13 protein-coding genes and 1 pseudogene are annotated in these 14,016 nt (G+C 73.5%); 5 read left to right on the plus strand and 9 right to left on the minus strand.

Annotated elements, in window-relative coordinates; all coding sequences use genetic code 11:
• Window positions 1–30: 30 nt before the first annotated feature.
• Window positions 31–1,047, minus strand: a complete 1,017-nt coding sequence (locus KMS84_RS05960) for a zinc-dependent alcohol dehydrogenase family protein (protein ID WP_256914992.1) — start codon at window positions 1,045–1,047, stop codon at window positions 31–33.
• A 213-nt stretch (window positions 1,048–1,260) separates the two neighbouring features.
• On the opposite strand from KMS84_RS05960, the gene KMS84_RS05965 reads away from it, so the two are divergent.
• Window positions 1,261–2,142 carry a helix-turn-helix domain-containing protein gene (locus KMS84_RS05965; protein WP_256914993.1) on the plus strand — a complete coding sequence of 294 codons (882 nt, stop codon included), beginning with the start codon at window positions 1,261–1,263 and terminating at the stop codon, window positions 2,140–2,142.
• Window positions 2,143–2,318: 176 nt separating this feature from the next.
• On the opposite strand, the pseudogene KMS84_RS05970 reads toward KMS84_RS05965, so the two are convergent.
• The 5 genes and pseudogenes from KMS84_RS05970 to KMS84_RS05990 form a co-directional block, all read right to left on the minus strand.
• Window positions 2,319–2,393: pseudogene (locus tag KMS84_RS05970) on the minus strand (VOC family protein); the annotation flags it as partial.
• A 337-nt stretch (window positions 2,394–2,730) separates the two neighbouring features.
• Entirely contained in the window at window positions 2,731–3,300 is a 570-nt protein-coding gene (locus KMS84_RS05975) for a rhodanese-like domain-containing protein (protein WP_256914994.1), read from the minus strand.
• Window positions 3,301–3,327: 27 nt separating this feature from the next.
• Window positions 3,328–4,068 carry a sulfite exporter TauE/SafE family protein gene (locus KMS84_RS05980; RefSeq protein WP_256914995.1) on the minus strand — a complete coding sequence of 247 codons (741 nt, stop codon included), beginning with the start codon at window positions 4,066–4,068 and terminating at the stop codon, window positions 3,328–3,330.
• Window positions 4,065–4,514: a rhodanese-like domain-containing protein gene (locus KMS84_RS05985; protein WP_256914996.1), complete on the minus strand. Its 450-nt coding sequence runs from the start codon at window positions 4,512–4,514 to the stop codon at window positions 4,065–4,067. The genes KMS84_RS05980 and KMS84_RS05985 overlap by 4 nt, the downstream gene beginning before the upstream one ends.
• Before the next feature lie 61 nt (window positions 4,515–4,575).
• Complete coding sequence (locus tag KMS84_RS05990; protein ID WP_256915026.1) at window positions 4,576–5,946, minus strand: rhodanese-like domain-containing protein; 1,371 nt, start codon at window positions 5,944–5,946, stop codon at window positions 4,576–4,578.
• A 271-nt stretch (window positions 5,947–6,217) separates the two neighbouring features.
• On the opposite strand from KMS84_RS05990, the gene KMS84_RS05995 reads away from it, so the two are divergent.
• Window positions 6,218–6,448 carry a metal-sensitive transcriptional regulator gene (locus KMS84_RS05995; protein WP_256915027.1) on the plus strand — a complete coding sequence of 77 codons (231 nt, stop codon included), beginning with the start codon at window positions 6,218–6,220 and terminating at the stop codon, window positions 6,446–6,448.
• A 305-nt stretch (window positions 6,449–6,753) separates the two neighbouring features.
• On the opposite strand, the gene KMS84_RS06000 is transcribed toward KMS84_RS05995, so the two are convergent.
• A complete protein-coding gene (locus KMS84_RS06000) occupies window positions 6,754–7,425 on the minus strand; it encodes a TetR/AcrR family transcriptional regulator (RefSeq protein WP_256914997.1) in 672 nt (223 codons plus the stop codon).
• Window positions 7,426–7,659: 234 nt separating this feature from the next.
• Here KMS84_RS06000 and KMS84_RS06005 point away from each other — a divergent pair, with 234 nt between their 5' ends.
• Window positions 7,660–8,712, plus strand: coding sequence for a threonine/serine dehydratase (locus KMS84_RS06005; RefSeq protein WP_256914998.1), 1,053 nt, complete (start codon window positions 7,660–7,662; stop codon window positions 8,710–8,712).
• Between the two features lie 63 nt (window positions 8,713–8,775).
• On the opposite strand, the gene KMS84_RS06010 is transcribed toward KMS84_RS06005, so the two are convergent.
• On the minus strand, window positions 8,776–9,327 hold the full coding sequence (locus KMS84_RS06010) for a snapalysin family zinc-dependent metalloprotease (RefSeq protein WP_256914999.1): 552 nt from the start codon (window positions 9,325–9,327) through the stop codon (window positions 8,776–8,778).
• 229 nt (window positions 9,328–9,556) lie between these two features.
• Window positions 9,557–10,435 carry an alpha/beta fold hydrolase gene (locus KMS84_RS06015; RefSeq protein WP_256915000.1) on the minus strand — a complete coding sequence of 293 codons (879 nt, stop codon included), beginning with the start codon at window positions 10,433–10,435 and terminating at the stop codon, window positions 9,557–9,559.
• A gap of 122 nt (window positions 10,436–10,557) precedes the next feature.
• On the opposite strand from KMS84_RS06015, the gene KMS84_RS06020 reads away from it, so the two are divergent.
• Entirely contained in the window at window positions 10,558–12,564 is a 2,007-nt protein-coding gene (locus KMS84_RS06020) for an AfsR/SARP family transcriptional regulator (protein ID WP_256915001.1), read from the plus strand.
• 470 nt (window positions 12,565–13,034) lie between these two features.
• A complete protein-coding gene (locus KMS84_RS06025; RefSeq protein WP_256915002.1) occupies window positions 13,035–13,946 on the plus strand; it encodes an alpha/beta hydrolase in 912 nt (303 codons plus the stop codon).
• Window positions 13,947–14,016: the final 70 nt, after the last annotated feature.

Raw genomic sequence — 14,016 nt, forward strand, 5'->3', positions numbered from 1 at the left:
GCAATGGTACGAGTGGAGGGGAGGGGTGGGTCAGGGTTTGAGGAGGGTCTTGATGGCGCGTCGCTCGTCCATCGCGCGATAGCCCTCGGCGACCTGCTCCAGGGGGAGGGTCAGGTCGAAGACCTTGCCCGGGTCGATCCGGCCCTCCAGCACGCGGTGGATCAGGTCGGGCATATAGCCGCGCACCGGGGCGGGTCCGCCGCGCAGGCCGACGTGGGAGAAGAACAGCTCCTGACCGTCGACGGCGACCTCGTGGGGAACGCCGACGAAGCCGACGTTGCCGCCGGGCCGGGCCGAGTGCAGGGCCTGGCTCATCGCCTGGGCGGTGCCGACGCACTCCAGCACGGAGTCGGCGCCGATGCCGCCGGTCAGCTCCTTGATCCGGGCGACACCCTCCTCGCCGCGCTCGGTGACGATGTCGGTGGCGCCGAACTCGCGCGCGAGCTTCTGCCGGGGCTCGTGGCGCGACATGACGATGACGCGCTCCGCCCCCATCTCCCTGGCCGCGATCACCGAGCACAGCCCCACCGCGCCGTCGCCGACGACCACCGCGGTCGCGCCGGGCCTCACCTCGGCGGCGTCCGCCGCCCACCAGCCGGTGCCCATCACGTCCGACACGGCCAGCAGACCCGGCCAGAGCTCCTCGCCCGGCACCTCGTCGGTGGCGACCAGGGTGCCCTGAGCGTTGGGGATGCGCACGTACTCGGCCTGGCAGGTCGACATGAACTCGCGGTTCAGGCAGTTCGACTGGAAGCCGTTGCGGCAGTTCGCGCAGGTGTTGTCCGAGGTCGCGAAGGAGCCGACGACGAACTGGCCCGGCTTCACCGAGGTGACCTCGGAGCCGACCTCCTCCACGAAGCCGACGTACTCGTGCCCCATGGGATGCGCCTGTTCGGTCGGCTCCGCGCCCCGGTAGGGCCACAGGTCCGAGCCGCACACACAGGTCACGGCCGTACGGATGACGGCGTCGGTGGGATGGAGGATCCTCGCGTCCTCCACGGTCTCGAAGCGGATGTCACCGGGGGCGTGGATCATTGCTCCGCGCATGAGAGGGATTCCTTAGCTTGCCGAGGCGTGCGGCCCCGGATGCCGGGGCCGCACGCCGAGTGCAGGGCCAGGTGCACGACCCGGTCGCGACGACCGGGCGGAGAGCACCACGTCCTCCAGGTAACCCGCTCTCCGGCTCCGCAGCGAGACATCGCCAAGGGGTGTACAGGCAGTACATCCCTGGGGACGCGGACGGGACGTACCGTCGACAGCGTGGACAACCAAGCAGAGGTCCGCGAGTTCCTGACCTCGCGGCGAGCGAAGATCACCCCGGAGCTGGCCGGCCTGCCCGCCGGGAACCGCCGACGGGTGCCCGGCCTGCGCCGCAGCGAGGTCGCCGCGCTCGCCGACCTGAGCGTGGAGTACTACGCCAAACTGGAGCGCGGCCACCTCGCCGGCGCCTCACCGGCCGTCCTCGAAGCCGTCGCCCGCGCCCTCCGGCTCGACGACGCCGAGCGCGCTCACCTCCTGAACCTGGCGCGGGCCGCCGACGGCTCCGATGTCCTCGCCCGGCCCCGTCGACGCACGGGACGGGCCTGGACCGCCCGGCGGAGCCTGCGATGGGTCCTGGACGCGGTCACCGCCGGCCCGGCCTTCGTCCGCAACGGCCGCATGGACGTCCTCGCCGCCAACCAGCTGGCCCGCGCCTTCTCCGACGACGTCTACGCCACGGTCGGCAACCAGGCCAACCTGGCCCGCTTCCAGTTCCTCGACCCCGCCTCGCGCCGCTTCTACCCCGACTGGGACCTCGCCGCCGACATCGCCGTCGCCATTCTGCGCACCGAGGCGGGCCGCAACCCCCACGACAAGGACCTCCACGACCTCGTCGGCGAGCTGTCCACCCGCAGCGACGCGTTCCGCACCCGCTGGGGCGCCCACAACGTCCGTCACCACGGCACCGGCACCAAACGCTTCCACCACCACGCCGTCGGCGACCTCACGCTCGCGTACGAGGGTTTGGACATGGCCGCCGAGCCCGGCCTCACCCTCACCGTCTACACCGCCGAACCCGGCTCCCCCTCCGAGGAGGGCCTGCGCCTGCTCGCTTCCTGGGCGGCCATGCGTCAGCCCCTCGCACCGCACTCCGACGACTGACGTCGCGCGTCTGAGCGGCGGACTTCCGCGGCGCCTGCCCGGCATGGGGGAGAGCCGTCCCGCATGTGCCGGGCGGGCCCACCGTGGATGCGTCTTCCGGCCGTCCCACCCGAACTGCTCAGTCGGCTCTCGCGACGATGCAGAAAGGGTGCCCGACCGGATCGGTGAGGACGCGGCTGGTAGAACGCCGCCAACGCCAGTGGATCCGGGCAGTCGAGGGTTATCGCGCTCAACTTCATCTGCAAGGGCATGACGCCTCCGGGTCGTCAGGTCCGATCGGGATCGTCGGCTCCGACGATTTCCTCGACCTGGGCGAGCTGCTCGTCGTCGCACTCCAGCCAGCCCCTGATCCGGACGAACACCCCCACGACGACCGCCCCTCGGACGTCGAACGATAGGCGCGGTCGGATCGATCGGGCAAAGCGCTTTACGGACCTCCAGGCGGTGATCAGATCCGTTGGTGCGTTGGTGCGTTGGTGCGTTGGTGCGTAGGTGGGACGGGTCCACGACGTCGACGGCCAGGACGCCTCGGACCCGTGCCGGCCGCAGCCGCTCGTCGACGGTTGCGACCGCTTCGGTGCAGCGGGCTCAGCCCTGGCGCAGGGCGGTGATGGTGGTGTCCAGGGCGGCCCGGTCGGTGCGGTTGTAGGGCAGCTTCCCGAGCAGGGAGGCCATGGCGCAGGTGTTGGAGAGCGCGGAGTAGACCAGGCCCGCGGCGGCGGCGGCGGAGAGCAGCTCGAAGGCGGGGTGGGCCAGCGCGCCCAGGATCAGGCCGAGCAGGATGATGCTGCCCGCGGTGAGGCGCACCTGGCGGTCCATGGCCCAGCGGGGGCGGGCGGTGGCGGCCGGGCGGTGCAGGTCGCCCCCGGAGGTGGCCCAGGCGGTGGTGCCCCCGTCCAGGGTGGCGGCGGGGATGCCGTGGCGGGCCAGCAGTTCGCAGGCGCCCCGTGAGCGGTTCCCGGAGGCGCAGACCACGAGCAGCTCGCCGCGGCCGGCGGCTTCGCGCAGCGCGGGCAGGGCCCGGTCGAGGTCGTCGAGGGGGAGGTTGTGGGCGTCGGGGAGGTGTCCGGTGGCGTACTCGCCGGGGGTGCGGACGTCGATGACGGTCAGGGTGTGGAGGCGCTCGCGGGCGGTGGTGGCGTCGAGGGTGGTGAACACGGGGAGTTCTCCTGCTTTCGCTGGGGGTCAGATGAGGGTGTCGAGGAGCATGAAGGCGGCCACGGCGAGCAGGACGTGGGCGAACAGCCGTTGCAGCCGCTGGGCGGGGAGTTTGGCGGCGAGACGTTTGCCGTCCCAGGCGCCGAGGACGGCCGTCCCCGCGAAGGGGGCGAGGACGGTCCAGTCGAGGCCGTCGGCGGTGTGGGCGCGGGTGAGCAGGGCGGCCAGGGAGTTGACGGTGATGACCAGGAGGCTGGTGCCGACGGCGGCCTTCATCCGCAGGCCCAGCACACTGAGCAGCGCGGGTACGGCGAGGAAGCCGCCGCCGACGCCGAGCAGCCCGGTGAGGGCGCCGAGCCCGGCGCCGGCCCCGGCGGCCTTCACCGGCCCGGCGCTCTGCCGGGGCGGGGGGCCGGGGCGCAGCATGCGCCAGGCGGCGAGGGCGGCGATCACCGAGAACGCGGCGGTCAGGACCGGTGCGGGGATCTCGCCGGCCGTCGCGCCGCCGAGCAGGGCGGGTGGGATGCCGGCGGCGGCGAACAGCAGGCCGGGCCCCCAGCGGACGTTGCCGTCGCGGGCGTGGGCGAGCAGGCCGGTCAGGGACGTGACGACCACGATGATCAGGCTGGCGGTGGTGGCCGCGACCGGGCTGAAGCCGAGCAGGTAGATCATGGCGGGCACGGCCAGCACACTGCCGCCGCCGCCCAGCCCGCCGAGGACCAGCCCGACCACCGCGCCGGCGGTGAGCGCCAGGATGAGGGTGCTCATGCGACGGTGCCCGGCCTGCCGCGATCGTCCTCGACCGGCAGGCCGCGACGGGCCCACTGCTCCATGCCGCCGATCACGTCGGCCGCTTCGAAGCCCTGCTTCGACAGTAGACGGGCGGCCTCCTGGGAACGGCGGCCCGAGCGGCAGATCGTCACCAGGCGCATGCCGGGTCGCGCGCCGGGAACGTCGGCGCCGGCGGCCAGCCGGGACAGCGGCAGGTGGTGGGCGCCGGGCACGTGTCCGGCCTGCCACTCGGTGGCCTCACGGACGTCCAGCAGGAGCACCGTCCCTTCCCGGAGGGCTCGTCGGGCCTCGGCCGCCGTCACGCGGCCGGGCCCGGGCCGGGAGGGCGTCGCGCGGCGGCGTCCGAGACGGGAGAGCGGTATGCGCCAGGCGCCGGGACGGGGGAGCGTCACGCGGCCGGGGCCGCGGCGGGAGAAGAGCATCAGAGTGTTCCTTCGCATGCCCTGAGGCGGCGGGCGGGCCCGCAGCCAGGGTCTTCGTTCGTCACGGCCGGGGCAGGGTCACGGTCAGGCCCGCAGCGGCGGCGCGGTCGAAGCCAGCGTCCACGGCGACCACGTCCCGCCCGGCCGCGTCCAGCAGGGACGCCGCGATCGCGGCGCGCATGCCGCCCGCGCAGTGCACCCACACCGTCCCGGCCGGCACGTCACCGATCCGCTGCGGCAGTTGGTGCACGGGGATGTGCACCGAGCCCTCGATCCAGCCGCCGGCGCGCTCGGAGTCGCGGCGCACGTCCAGCACCACCGGTCCGCGTCCCGCCTCGCGCTCGGCGGCCAGGTCCCGGAAGACCGCTCGGCGGAAGTAGGCGGGCGCTTCGCCGTCGCGCACCCACCGCTCGGGCGTTCCGGTGGCGGCGGCCGCGGGCCGGTCGACACCGACGCGGACCAGTTCGCGCTGCGCCCGGGCCAGTTGCTCGGGACCGTCGGCCAGCAACGTGACCGGCTTGCCCCACGGCATCAGCCAGGGCAGGTAGGTGGCGAGCTTGCCGTCGGCCTCGAAGTTGAACGAGCCCGCCACGTGCCCCTCGGCGAACGCCACCCGGTGGCGCAGGTCGACGACCCACTCGCCGGCCGCCAGCCGTGCGGCGATCTCGTCGCCGTCCGCGACGGCGGGCGCGGTGAGGTCGACCGGCGCGGGGCCCGCGGCGTTGGCAGGGCCCATGTGCGTGTAGTAGGCGGGGACGTCCTCCAGACCGGCCAGCAGTTCGGCGACGAACGTGTCGACGTCCTTGGTCAGCGCGTCGTTGACGCTCTTCTCCCGGCCGATGGTGCCGGAGTCGCCCCCGGCCTCGCCGGAGGAGCAGAAGCTGCCGAAGCCGTGCGTGGGCAGCACCGCGGCGGCATCGGGCAGCTCGGCCGCGAGCCGGCGGGCCGAGGCGTGCTGGGCCCGGGCCAGTTGCTCGGTCAGGCGTGGCTCGACCAGATCGGGCCGGCCCACCGTGCCGATGAGCAGCGAACCGCCGGTGAACGCCACCGCGGCGACGCCGTCCTCCTCGAGCACGTAGGCCGTGTGGTGCGGCGTGTGACCGGGCGTGGCCACGGCCCGCAGGCTCAGACCGGAGTCGATGCCCACGACGTCGCCGTCGCGGACCGGCACGCGGGCGAACGACACGCGTGCGTCGGCCGGTACCAGATAGGCGGCTCCGGTCACCCGGGCCAGCTCCAGCCCGCCGGTCACGTAGTCGTTGTGCAGGTGCGTCTCCACCACGTGCGTGATGCGCACCCCGCGCCGTGCGGCGGCGGCGATCACCTGGTCGATGTCGCGCGGCGGATCCACTGCCACCGCCGCGTGCGCGCCTCCGGCCAGGTAGTGCCGGTTGCCCAGCCCCTCGATCTCGATCGTGTCGACGAAGAACACGAGTGTCGTCACATCCTCACTTCGTAGATACCCCCCCGGGTATTGATTCCACCGTAGCAAATTACCCCGGGGGGTATAGTGGGAGCCGAGGTGGCCCTCCTCACGCGGGAGGACCGGCGAACGCATCAAGGGCGTATCGGCCGTCGGCCCCCGGACGAAGGAGCTGTACATGACGTCACGCACACCGCAGGCCGCCACGGAGAAGGCCGCCACGGACGAGCCCACCGAGGCCTCCGCGACGACCGGTCACGACGAGGCCGCCGTCCGCGCCGTGCTCAACCGGCTGCGCCGGGCCCAGGGGCAGCTCGCCGGGGTGATCGCCATGGTCGAAGAGGGCCGAGACTGCCGCGACGTGGTCACGCAGCTCGCCGCCGTCAGCCGCGCCCTGGACCGGGCGGGCTTCAAGATCATCGCGACCAACATGCGCGAGTGCCTCACCTCGCCCGACGGCGGCGACCTCAACGAGGAGCAACTGGAGAAGCTCTTCCTCGCCCTCGCGTGACCACGACGTATCGACCCGCGCATGAACGCCTGAAGCCGGCGCCTCCCGAGGTGCGCCCGCGCCGGGTCCGCCTGCGCCGGTCCGTCTGCGGGTGACTCGCTGGGGCGGGGCGGATCTCGTCGCCCTGGCGCCGAAGCCGTCGGCCGGTGCGCCACCGCCGCGGACGTCCCGGGGGCGGGCCGGCCGGCCTCGCTCCCGGCGCACCGGTCCCTCGGGGGTCCGCCCTCATCTTTCCGGGCTCGGCCGACCGGTCGGCCCGCAGAGCGCCGCCCCGCGGCTGCGCCGCCCTACCGCTCCTCGGCCGTCTACCCGGGGGGTGCGCCGGGGGTCGCGGCCGTCCGGGCCGGATCGGCGGCGCGGATGAGCTGGCGGAGCGCGCCGAAGTAGACCTCGTGGTCGGCCAGGGCGGGCAGGACCGAGCCGAGCTGGCCGGTCAGCGTCGGGAACTCCTCCGGGTCGAGCGCGGCCAGCGCCTGCCGGGTGACGGCCTGCACGGCCTTGGGGTCGCGGTGGTCGACGAAGCTCGCGCTGCCCAGGGTCAGCAGGTACAGCCGCCGGTAGGCGACCACTGCCTCGTTCGGCGTCATGCCGGCCGCTAGGGAGTCGGAGAGCTGCGGCTCCACCAGGCGCTTGAGCAGCTGGGGGCCGAGCCAGGGCCGGGCGCCGCGCAGGGCGACCAGGCCCGGATGGTCCGTCAGCAGCGCGTACAGGGCGGTGAACCGCGCCTCGGTCGTGCTCGCCCAGTCGGTGCCCGGCGGGATGTCCGGCAGGCGGGCGGCGAGGTGGTCGGTGACCAGGTCCAGCAGGCCGGCGAGGTCGGTGCAGCGGCGCTGGAGGGACGCGACGGAGATGTTCAGCGCGGACGCGAGGGTGCGGAAGCTGAGCGCGGTGGGCCCGTCGTGATCCACGATCGACAGGGCCTGCTCAGCGATCCGTTCCGGCGTGGCTCGGTCCAGGGAAGCGGATTGCCTCGGCATGTGAGTCAGTGTACGGTACAGCGTACCGTCTCGCTCCTCGTCGAGGGCGCCGACGCGGCCGTCCGGGTGCCGGCCCTTCCGGACACCGCGTCGTGCGCCGCCGCACCGCTTGAGCCGGACCGCCATCGCCGTCTTCGTCCTTCGCCGTCTTCCGTCTTCGTCTTCTTCCTCGGCCCGACCGCCACCGGCCGGTTCATCGCCGGGTCGTGACCACCTCATCTCAGGAGCAGCGACGTGCACGAGCTCACGTACGACGACGTCAAGGCCGCCACCGACCGGATCGCCGGACGCGTCCGCCCCGTCACCCTGGCCCCGGTCGATCCGGGTGCGATCCGCACCGCCCGGCGCGACCGTCCGGACGACGGGCCCGAGCAGTCCTGCGAGGTGTGGCTGGCCATGGAGTTCATGCAGCACACCGGCTCGTTCAAGGCCCGTGGCGCGCAGAACTTCCTCCAGGCTCACCGCGACGCCGGCACCCTGCCGGACGCCGGGGTCACCATCGCGTCGGGCGGCAACGCCGGTCTGGCGTGCGCCTGGGCCGCCCGGCAGCAGGACGTCCCGGCCACCGTGTTCCTCCCCACGACCGCCCCGGCGGTGAAGGTCGCCGCACTCCGTGGCCACGGCGCCGAGGTCCGGCTGGTGGGCTCGGAGTACGCCGAGGCGCTCGCCGCGTGCGAGGAGTTCGCCGCCACCGGCGCCCTGGAGAGCCACGCCTACGACCACCCGCTGATCGCCGCCGGGGCCGGCACCCTCCTGGAGGAGATCCACCGGCAGATCCCGGGCCTGGACACCGTGGTGGTCGCCGTCGGCGGCGGCGGCCTGTTCGCCGGGGTGGCCACCGCCGCCCGGCACCACGGCATCCGTACCGTGGCGGTCGAGCCGGAGAACTGCCGCGCGCTGCACGCCGCGATCAGGGCCGGGCACGTGGTCGACGTCCCGGTGGACTCGATCGCCGCCGACTCGCTCGGCGCCCGTCGCACCTCCGCCATGGCCCTCGCCGCCGCCCGGCAGGACGGCGTGCGCTCGGTGCTGGTGCCGGACGACGAGATCGTCGGCGCCCGCCAGGCGCTGTGGGACCATCGCAAGCTGGCCGTCGAGCACGGAGCGGCTACCGCCCTGGCCGCGCTCACGTCATTCGACCCGCAAGATCCGGACGGCGACGTGCCGAACCACCCCGCCGCGGCGAGCACCGGCTACCGGCCCGCACCCGGCGAGAAGATCGCCGTGGTGCTGTGCGGGAGCAACACCGACCCGGCCGACCTGGTCCACCGCGCCACCGAACACTGACCAGCGGCCCGACGACGCGCGGCGCGGACGGCAGCGGGGCCGGAGTCCCGACGTCGCCTCGTCCTACCGCACGGCCGGGCTCGACCCCCACCAAGGGACCCGGTCGCCGACGTCGTTGGCGGCGAAGAAGTCCCTGACGGCGGCTTTCTCCGCGGCGTCGGGCTGCGTGTCGACGCAGTCCGATCCTCCCCAGGCGCCCGACATCACCTTGGAGCACGGGCTGCCCGGGCCGAGATCGGGCAACGACAGGATGTGGCCCAGCTCGTGGACGACGATGCGGGAGGGCTTGTACAGCTGGGCGTCCCCGACCTCGAGGTACACCCAACCCCGTCCCGCGCCCTTGATGTTGACGTGGGACTGGACCCCCTTGGCCGTCTTGTACTCCATGACCCGCAGCGCCGCCGGAGTGTCCTGTTCGACGAACTTGATCGACGGGACGGCGGTGTTCCAGATCTCGATCGCCTCGCGCGCCGCGTCCGTGTAGGAACCGGCCAGCATGAGGTCGATCGGAATGACCTCGGGAGCGGGGTCGGCCGCGCCCGCCGGAGTACCGACACCCAGCAGGGCGCCGGACGCCAGGACCGCCGTCGACAACAGGCTCACTGTTCGGGCCATGAACTGTGCCTCCATTCGATCGTGCAAGGAGGCTAGAGGCGCGGCGGTCGGCCCTCAACGCGACTTCAGGACGGTTGCTCCGGCTGATGGCCGGTAATCGAGTCCCGGCGACGGTGGCCGCCGATGCCGGCCGGGCCGCCCTGAGTCTTCTCGCCCTCCTTCTCGAATCCGTGCGGGGACGCGGCCCTTGGACGATGCCGCGCCGGCCCCGGGCGCACCGACGGGGAGGTCAGCGGGCCAGCAGGTCGCGGAGGGCCGCCGCGATCTCGTCGGGTGACTCCTCGGCCATGAAGTGCCCCGCCCGGGTCAGCCGGTGGTCCAGGTCCGGCGCCCACGCCTTCCACACCCCGGCCGCGTCGTAGCCCAGTCGCGCGCCCCAGTCCTGCTGGACGACCGTCACGGGCATGGCCAGTTGCGATCCGGCGTCCAGGTCCGCCTGGTCGTGTGCGACGTCGATGCCCGCCGAGGCCCGGTAGTCCGCGACGATCGACGTCACTGCCGAGGCGCTCGCCCGCAGGTACGCGGCCCGCACCTCCTCGGGGAGGGCGGTCGGGTCGTCGGCCCAGGAGTCGAGGAACGAGCCGAAGAACGCGTCCGCGCTGCCCGCGATCATCGCCTCCGGCAGGCCCGGCGGCTGTGCCATCAGGAAGAGGTGGTAGCCGACCGCCGCAGAGACGCCGTGCAGGACGTTCCACATGTCGAGCGTCGGCACGATGTCGAGGATGCCGAGGTGCGTGATGACTTCCGGATGGTCGAGCCCCGCCCGGAAGGCGACCAGGGCGCCCCGGTCGTGGCCGACGAGTGCGAAGCGCTCGTGGCCGAGCGCAGCCGCCAGGGACACGATGTCAGCGGCCATGGTGCGCTTGGCGTACACAGCCGGGCCGGTGGCCGCCGGCTTGTCACTGGCGCCGTAACCCCGCAGGTCGGGGCAGATGACGGTGTGCTCGCCGGCCAGCCGCTCGGCGACGTGCCGCCACATCAGATGGGTCTGGGGAAAACCGTGCAACAGCACGAGCGGGCTGCCCACGCCTGCGACGGCGGCGGCCAGCTCCACACCGTCCGCACCGGGCAGGCGGACGTGGTCGAAGCCGGGAATGGTGAGCGTCACGAGGGAACGTCCTTTCGGGTCGGGAACGCGACAGGGCCAGCGTGCGCGACGCCGATCAGCAGCCGATCAGCAGCCGATCCGTGCGGTTGGGCGCGGTGGGCCCCGGCACGGAGGATGGGGGCATGCGAATCGACGTGCTGGGTGCGATGCGGGCTCTGCGTGACGACGGCAGCCCGGCTGACCTGGGCGGACCGCGCCATCGTGAGGTCCTCGGCAGGCTCGTCGCCGCCGAGGGACGGATGGTCACCACCGACACCCTCGTCGACGACCTGTGGACCGAACCGCCGGCCCGCGCCGTGGGCGCTCTGCGCACGTTCGTCGCCGCCCTGCGCCGCGCCCTCGAACCCGACCGGCCGCCCCGCACTCCGCCGCGCGTCATCGTCACCGAAGGCCCCGGCTACGCACTGCGCCTGCCGCGCGAGGACGTGGACGTCCACCGGTTCCAGGACGCCCTGTCCCGAGCCCGCCGCGACCCCGAGGCGGTGACCGACCTCGGCGCGGCACTCGACACCTGGCGCGGGACCGCCTACGCCGACGTCACCGGCTCCGCATGGGCGCAGCGCGAGCGGACCCGGCTCGAGGAGCTGAGGCTCGAGGGAGTGGAACTGCGCGCCCGCATCCTCCTCGACGCGGGGGGAGGACACGACCTCGTCGCCGCACTGGGCGCCCACGTCGCCGAACACCCGTGGCGCGAGCCGGCCTGGGGTCTGCTCGCCCGCGCGCTGCATCGCGCGGGCCGCCGGGCCGACGCCCTGGCCACCCTCCGCCGCGCCCGCACGATGCTCGTCGGCCAGCTCGGACTCGACCCCGGCCCCGGCCTCCGGCGACTGGAGACGGACATCCTCCAAGAGGCCGGCCCTCCCGAAGCAGCACCGACCACCTGGACCGGCCACGGTGTCCGGCTCGGCCCGCGCACCACTGTCGATCTGGCCCGCACCCTCGCCCTGGCGGGCGGCGACGCCCTCGTCCACTCGCGGCGCGACCGCCTCGCCGCCGTCCAGGCGGCGGAACGCACCGGGGACATCGCCCTGACCGCCCGGATCATCGGCGCCTACGACGTGCCCGCCCTCTGGAGCCGGGCCGACGACCCCGAGCAGTCCCGCGCCGTCGTCGCGGCCGCCGAGCGCACGCTCGCCGCGCTCGGCTCGGACGGCCCCGCCGACCTGGTCGCCCGCCTCCTGGCCACGATCGCCACCGAGAGCCGGAGCGCCGATCAGTCCGAGACCGAGCTGCGGCGCGCTCGGCAGGCGGCGGGCCGAGCCGAGGAGCTGGCACGGGACCTGGCCGATCCCGCCCTGCTGGCCTTCGCCCTCAACGGGGTGTTCCTCCAGTCCTTCACCCGCCCCGGCCTCGCGGCGGCGCGAGAGCGGACCGGCGCCGAGATCCTCGACCTGGCCACCCGCCACGAGCTGCCGAACTTCGCCGTACTCGGTCGACTCGTCCGCCTGCAATCCGCCTCGGCCTTCGGCGACCTCGACGCCGCGGCCTCGCACGCCGACGCGGCCGACCAGCTCGCCGCCACCACCGAGGCGTCCCTCGTCCGCGTCCTCACCGGGTGGTTCAGGGCCCGGGCCACGGCCGCCCGCAGCACCGAACCCGGCGGACCGGCCCCCGCAACGGCCGCGGCGCACTACCGCGTTGCCGACGACGCCCTGCGGACGGCCGGCATGCCAGGGCTGCACCGCGGGCTGTTCCCGCTCGCTCTCCTCGGCCTGCGCCTGCTGCACGACCGGCCGGCGCCCACCGACCCGCACCTCGACTGGGGCCCGTACCGACCCTGGGCGCGCCCCCTCGTGCTCCTCGCCCAGGACCGGACCGAGGAGGCCCGAACAGCCCTCGTCGCGGTGCCCGCACCACCGCGCGACCACATGCAGGAGGCGATGTGGTGCCTGACGGCCCGCGCCGCGGTCCGACTCGACGAGCGCGGAATCGCCGCGCGGGCTGCGGCCGTCCTGCACGATGCCCGCGAGGAACACGCCGGCGCCGCCTGCGGAATGCTGACCCTGGGCCCGGTGGCCCGCTACCTGGAAGAGGCGCGAGCCTGCGCGGGAGCGGGCCGAGCCACCCGGACTCCTCCCGCGGCGCCGTCGCGGTCCGCGTCACGCGGCAACTCACCCGGGAGAGCATGAGGTGTGACGGCCGGCGCCCGAGGCCCGGCACCCGAAGGGCTGGCTGTACCCCGCACAGGCGGGTGCGGAGGCGGCGAAACACCGGGCGCGGAAGCGGGGTTCGCGGCCGGGCGGCGGTCGGGCGGCGGTCGGAGTGCTGGGCGAGGAGTTCGCCGGTGAGCCGTTCCCCCTCGCGGTCGTGCTCCTCGTCGTGGTCGCGTCGCTGTCGGGCGAGGTCGCGGACGTGGCCGACGAGCACCGGCCGGTGCCGCCTGAAGGCGAGACCACCGGACGGGGCGTGCCGCGGGCTCCGCGGAACGCGACCGAGGAAAGCAATCGTGGAATGAGCAGGAAAAGCCGTCTGCCCGGTCATTCATTTCCAGGGGACAATTCCCTCCCCCCATTGCATGTGGACTTCACTCCGGCGCCGTCGAATCATGGTGTGCGGACCGCCGGTCGGCGGACCGGGGGCGAAAAAGGGGACAGGCGCCATGGTCGAGACCGTTTCATTCAAGAACAAGGCAGTGGACATCGCGGGACACCTTCACCTGCCGGACGCCTTCGACGAGGAAAAGAAATACCCGGCCCTCGTCGGAATTCACCCCGCGGGCGGCGTGAAGGAACAGACCATCGGCGAGTACGCGAGGCGGCTGGCCGCCCATGGATTCGTCAGCGTGGTCTACGACTCCTCCTACCAGGGAGAGAGCGGCGGCGAACCGCGTCTGCTGGAGGACCCGACGGCCAGAGTGGAGGACGCCCGCTGCGCGGCGGACTTCCTCACCACCCTGCCGTACGTCGACACCGAGCGGATGGGCGTCTTCGGCATCTGCGCCGGCGGCGGCTACGCGATCAGCGTGGCCCAGACGGAACGCCGCTTCAAGGCGGTCGCCACCGTCAGCGCGGCGCCGATGGGCGAGGGCTCCCGGGGCTTCCTGGGGCACCTGTCTCCGGTCGCCGAGCAGATCAGGACCCTCGAGACGGTGGCCCAGCAGCGCACCGCGGAGGCGAGGGGAGCGGAACCCGCCTACGCCCCGTTCGTCCCGGAGACGCTGGAGGAGATCGGCGACGACACCCCGGACCTCCTGCGTGAGGGATACGACTACTACCGGACCCCGCGCGGCCGGCACCCCCGTTCGCAGGGTCGTTTCCTGCTGACCGGCATGGACAGGATGTACGCCTTCTCGGCGTTCGACCAGATCCCCGAACTGCTGACCCAGCCGCTGCTCCTCATCGCGGGGAGCAGGGCGGACACCAAGGTGTTCAGCGACCAGGCGTACGAGCTCTCCAACGGTCCGAAGGAACTTTTCGTCGTCGACGGCGCGACGCACATCGCCCTGTACGACGTCCCCGACTACGTGGATCAGGCCATCACCAAGATGGTGGAGTTCTTCGCCGTTCTGTAGTCCGCCGGCCCCTCCCTTCCTGCCTCATCCGCCCCCAGGCGATCGCCACCGGCCCCACCCCGCCCCGCCC

It is taken from the genome of Streptomyces hilarionis, assembly GCF_024539675.1.
Classification (GTDB): Bacteria; Actinomycetota; Actinomycetes; order Streptomycetales; family Streptomycetaceae; genus Streptomyces; species Streptomyces hilarionis.

Bases quoted from the DNA above. Each gene is read 5' to 3' on its own strand.
- KMS84_RS06025 (WP_256915002.1), top strand. From the start codon at position 13,035: ATGGTCGAGACCGTTTCATTCAAGAACAAGGCAGTGGACATCGCGGGA.
- KMS84_RS06000 (WP_256914997.1), bottom strand. From the start codon at position 7,425: ATGCCGAGGCAATCCGCTTCCCTGGACCGAGCCACGCCGGAACGGATC.
- KMS84_RS05960 (WP_256914992.1), bottom strand. From the start codon at position 1,047: ATGCGCGGAGCAATGATCCACGCCCCCGGTGACATCCGCTTCGAGACC.
- KMS84_RS05980 (WP_256914995.1), bottom strand. From the start codon at position 4,068: ATGAGCACCCTCATCCTGGCGCTCACCGCCGGCGCGGTGGTCGGGCTG.
- KMS84_RS06010 (WP_256914999.1), bottom strand. From the start codon at position 9,327: ATGGCCCGAACAGTGAGCCTGTTGTCGACGGCGGTCCTGGCGTCCGGC.
- KMS84_RS06020 (WP_256915001.1), top strand. From the start codon at position 10,558: ATGCGAATCGACGTGCTGGGTGCGATGCGGGCTCTGCGTGACGACGGC.
- KMS84_RS05985 (WP_256914996.1), bottom strand. From the start codon at position 4,514: ATGCTCTTCTCCCGCCGCGGCCCCGGCCGCGTGACGCTCCCCCGTCCC.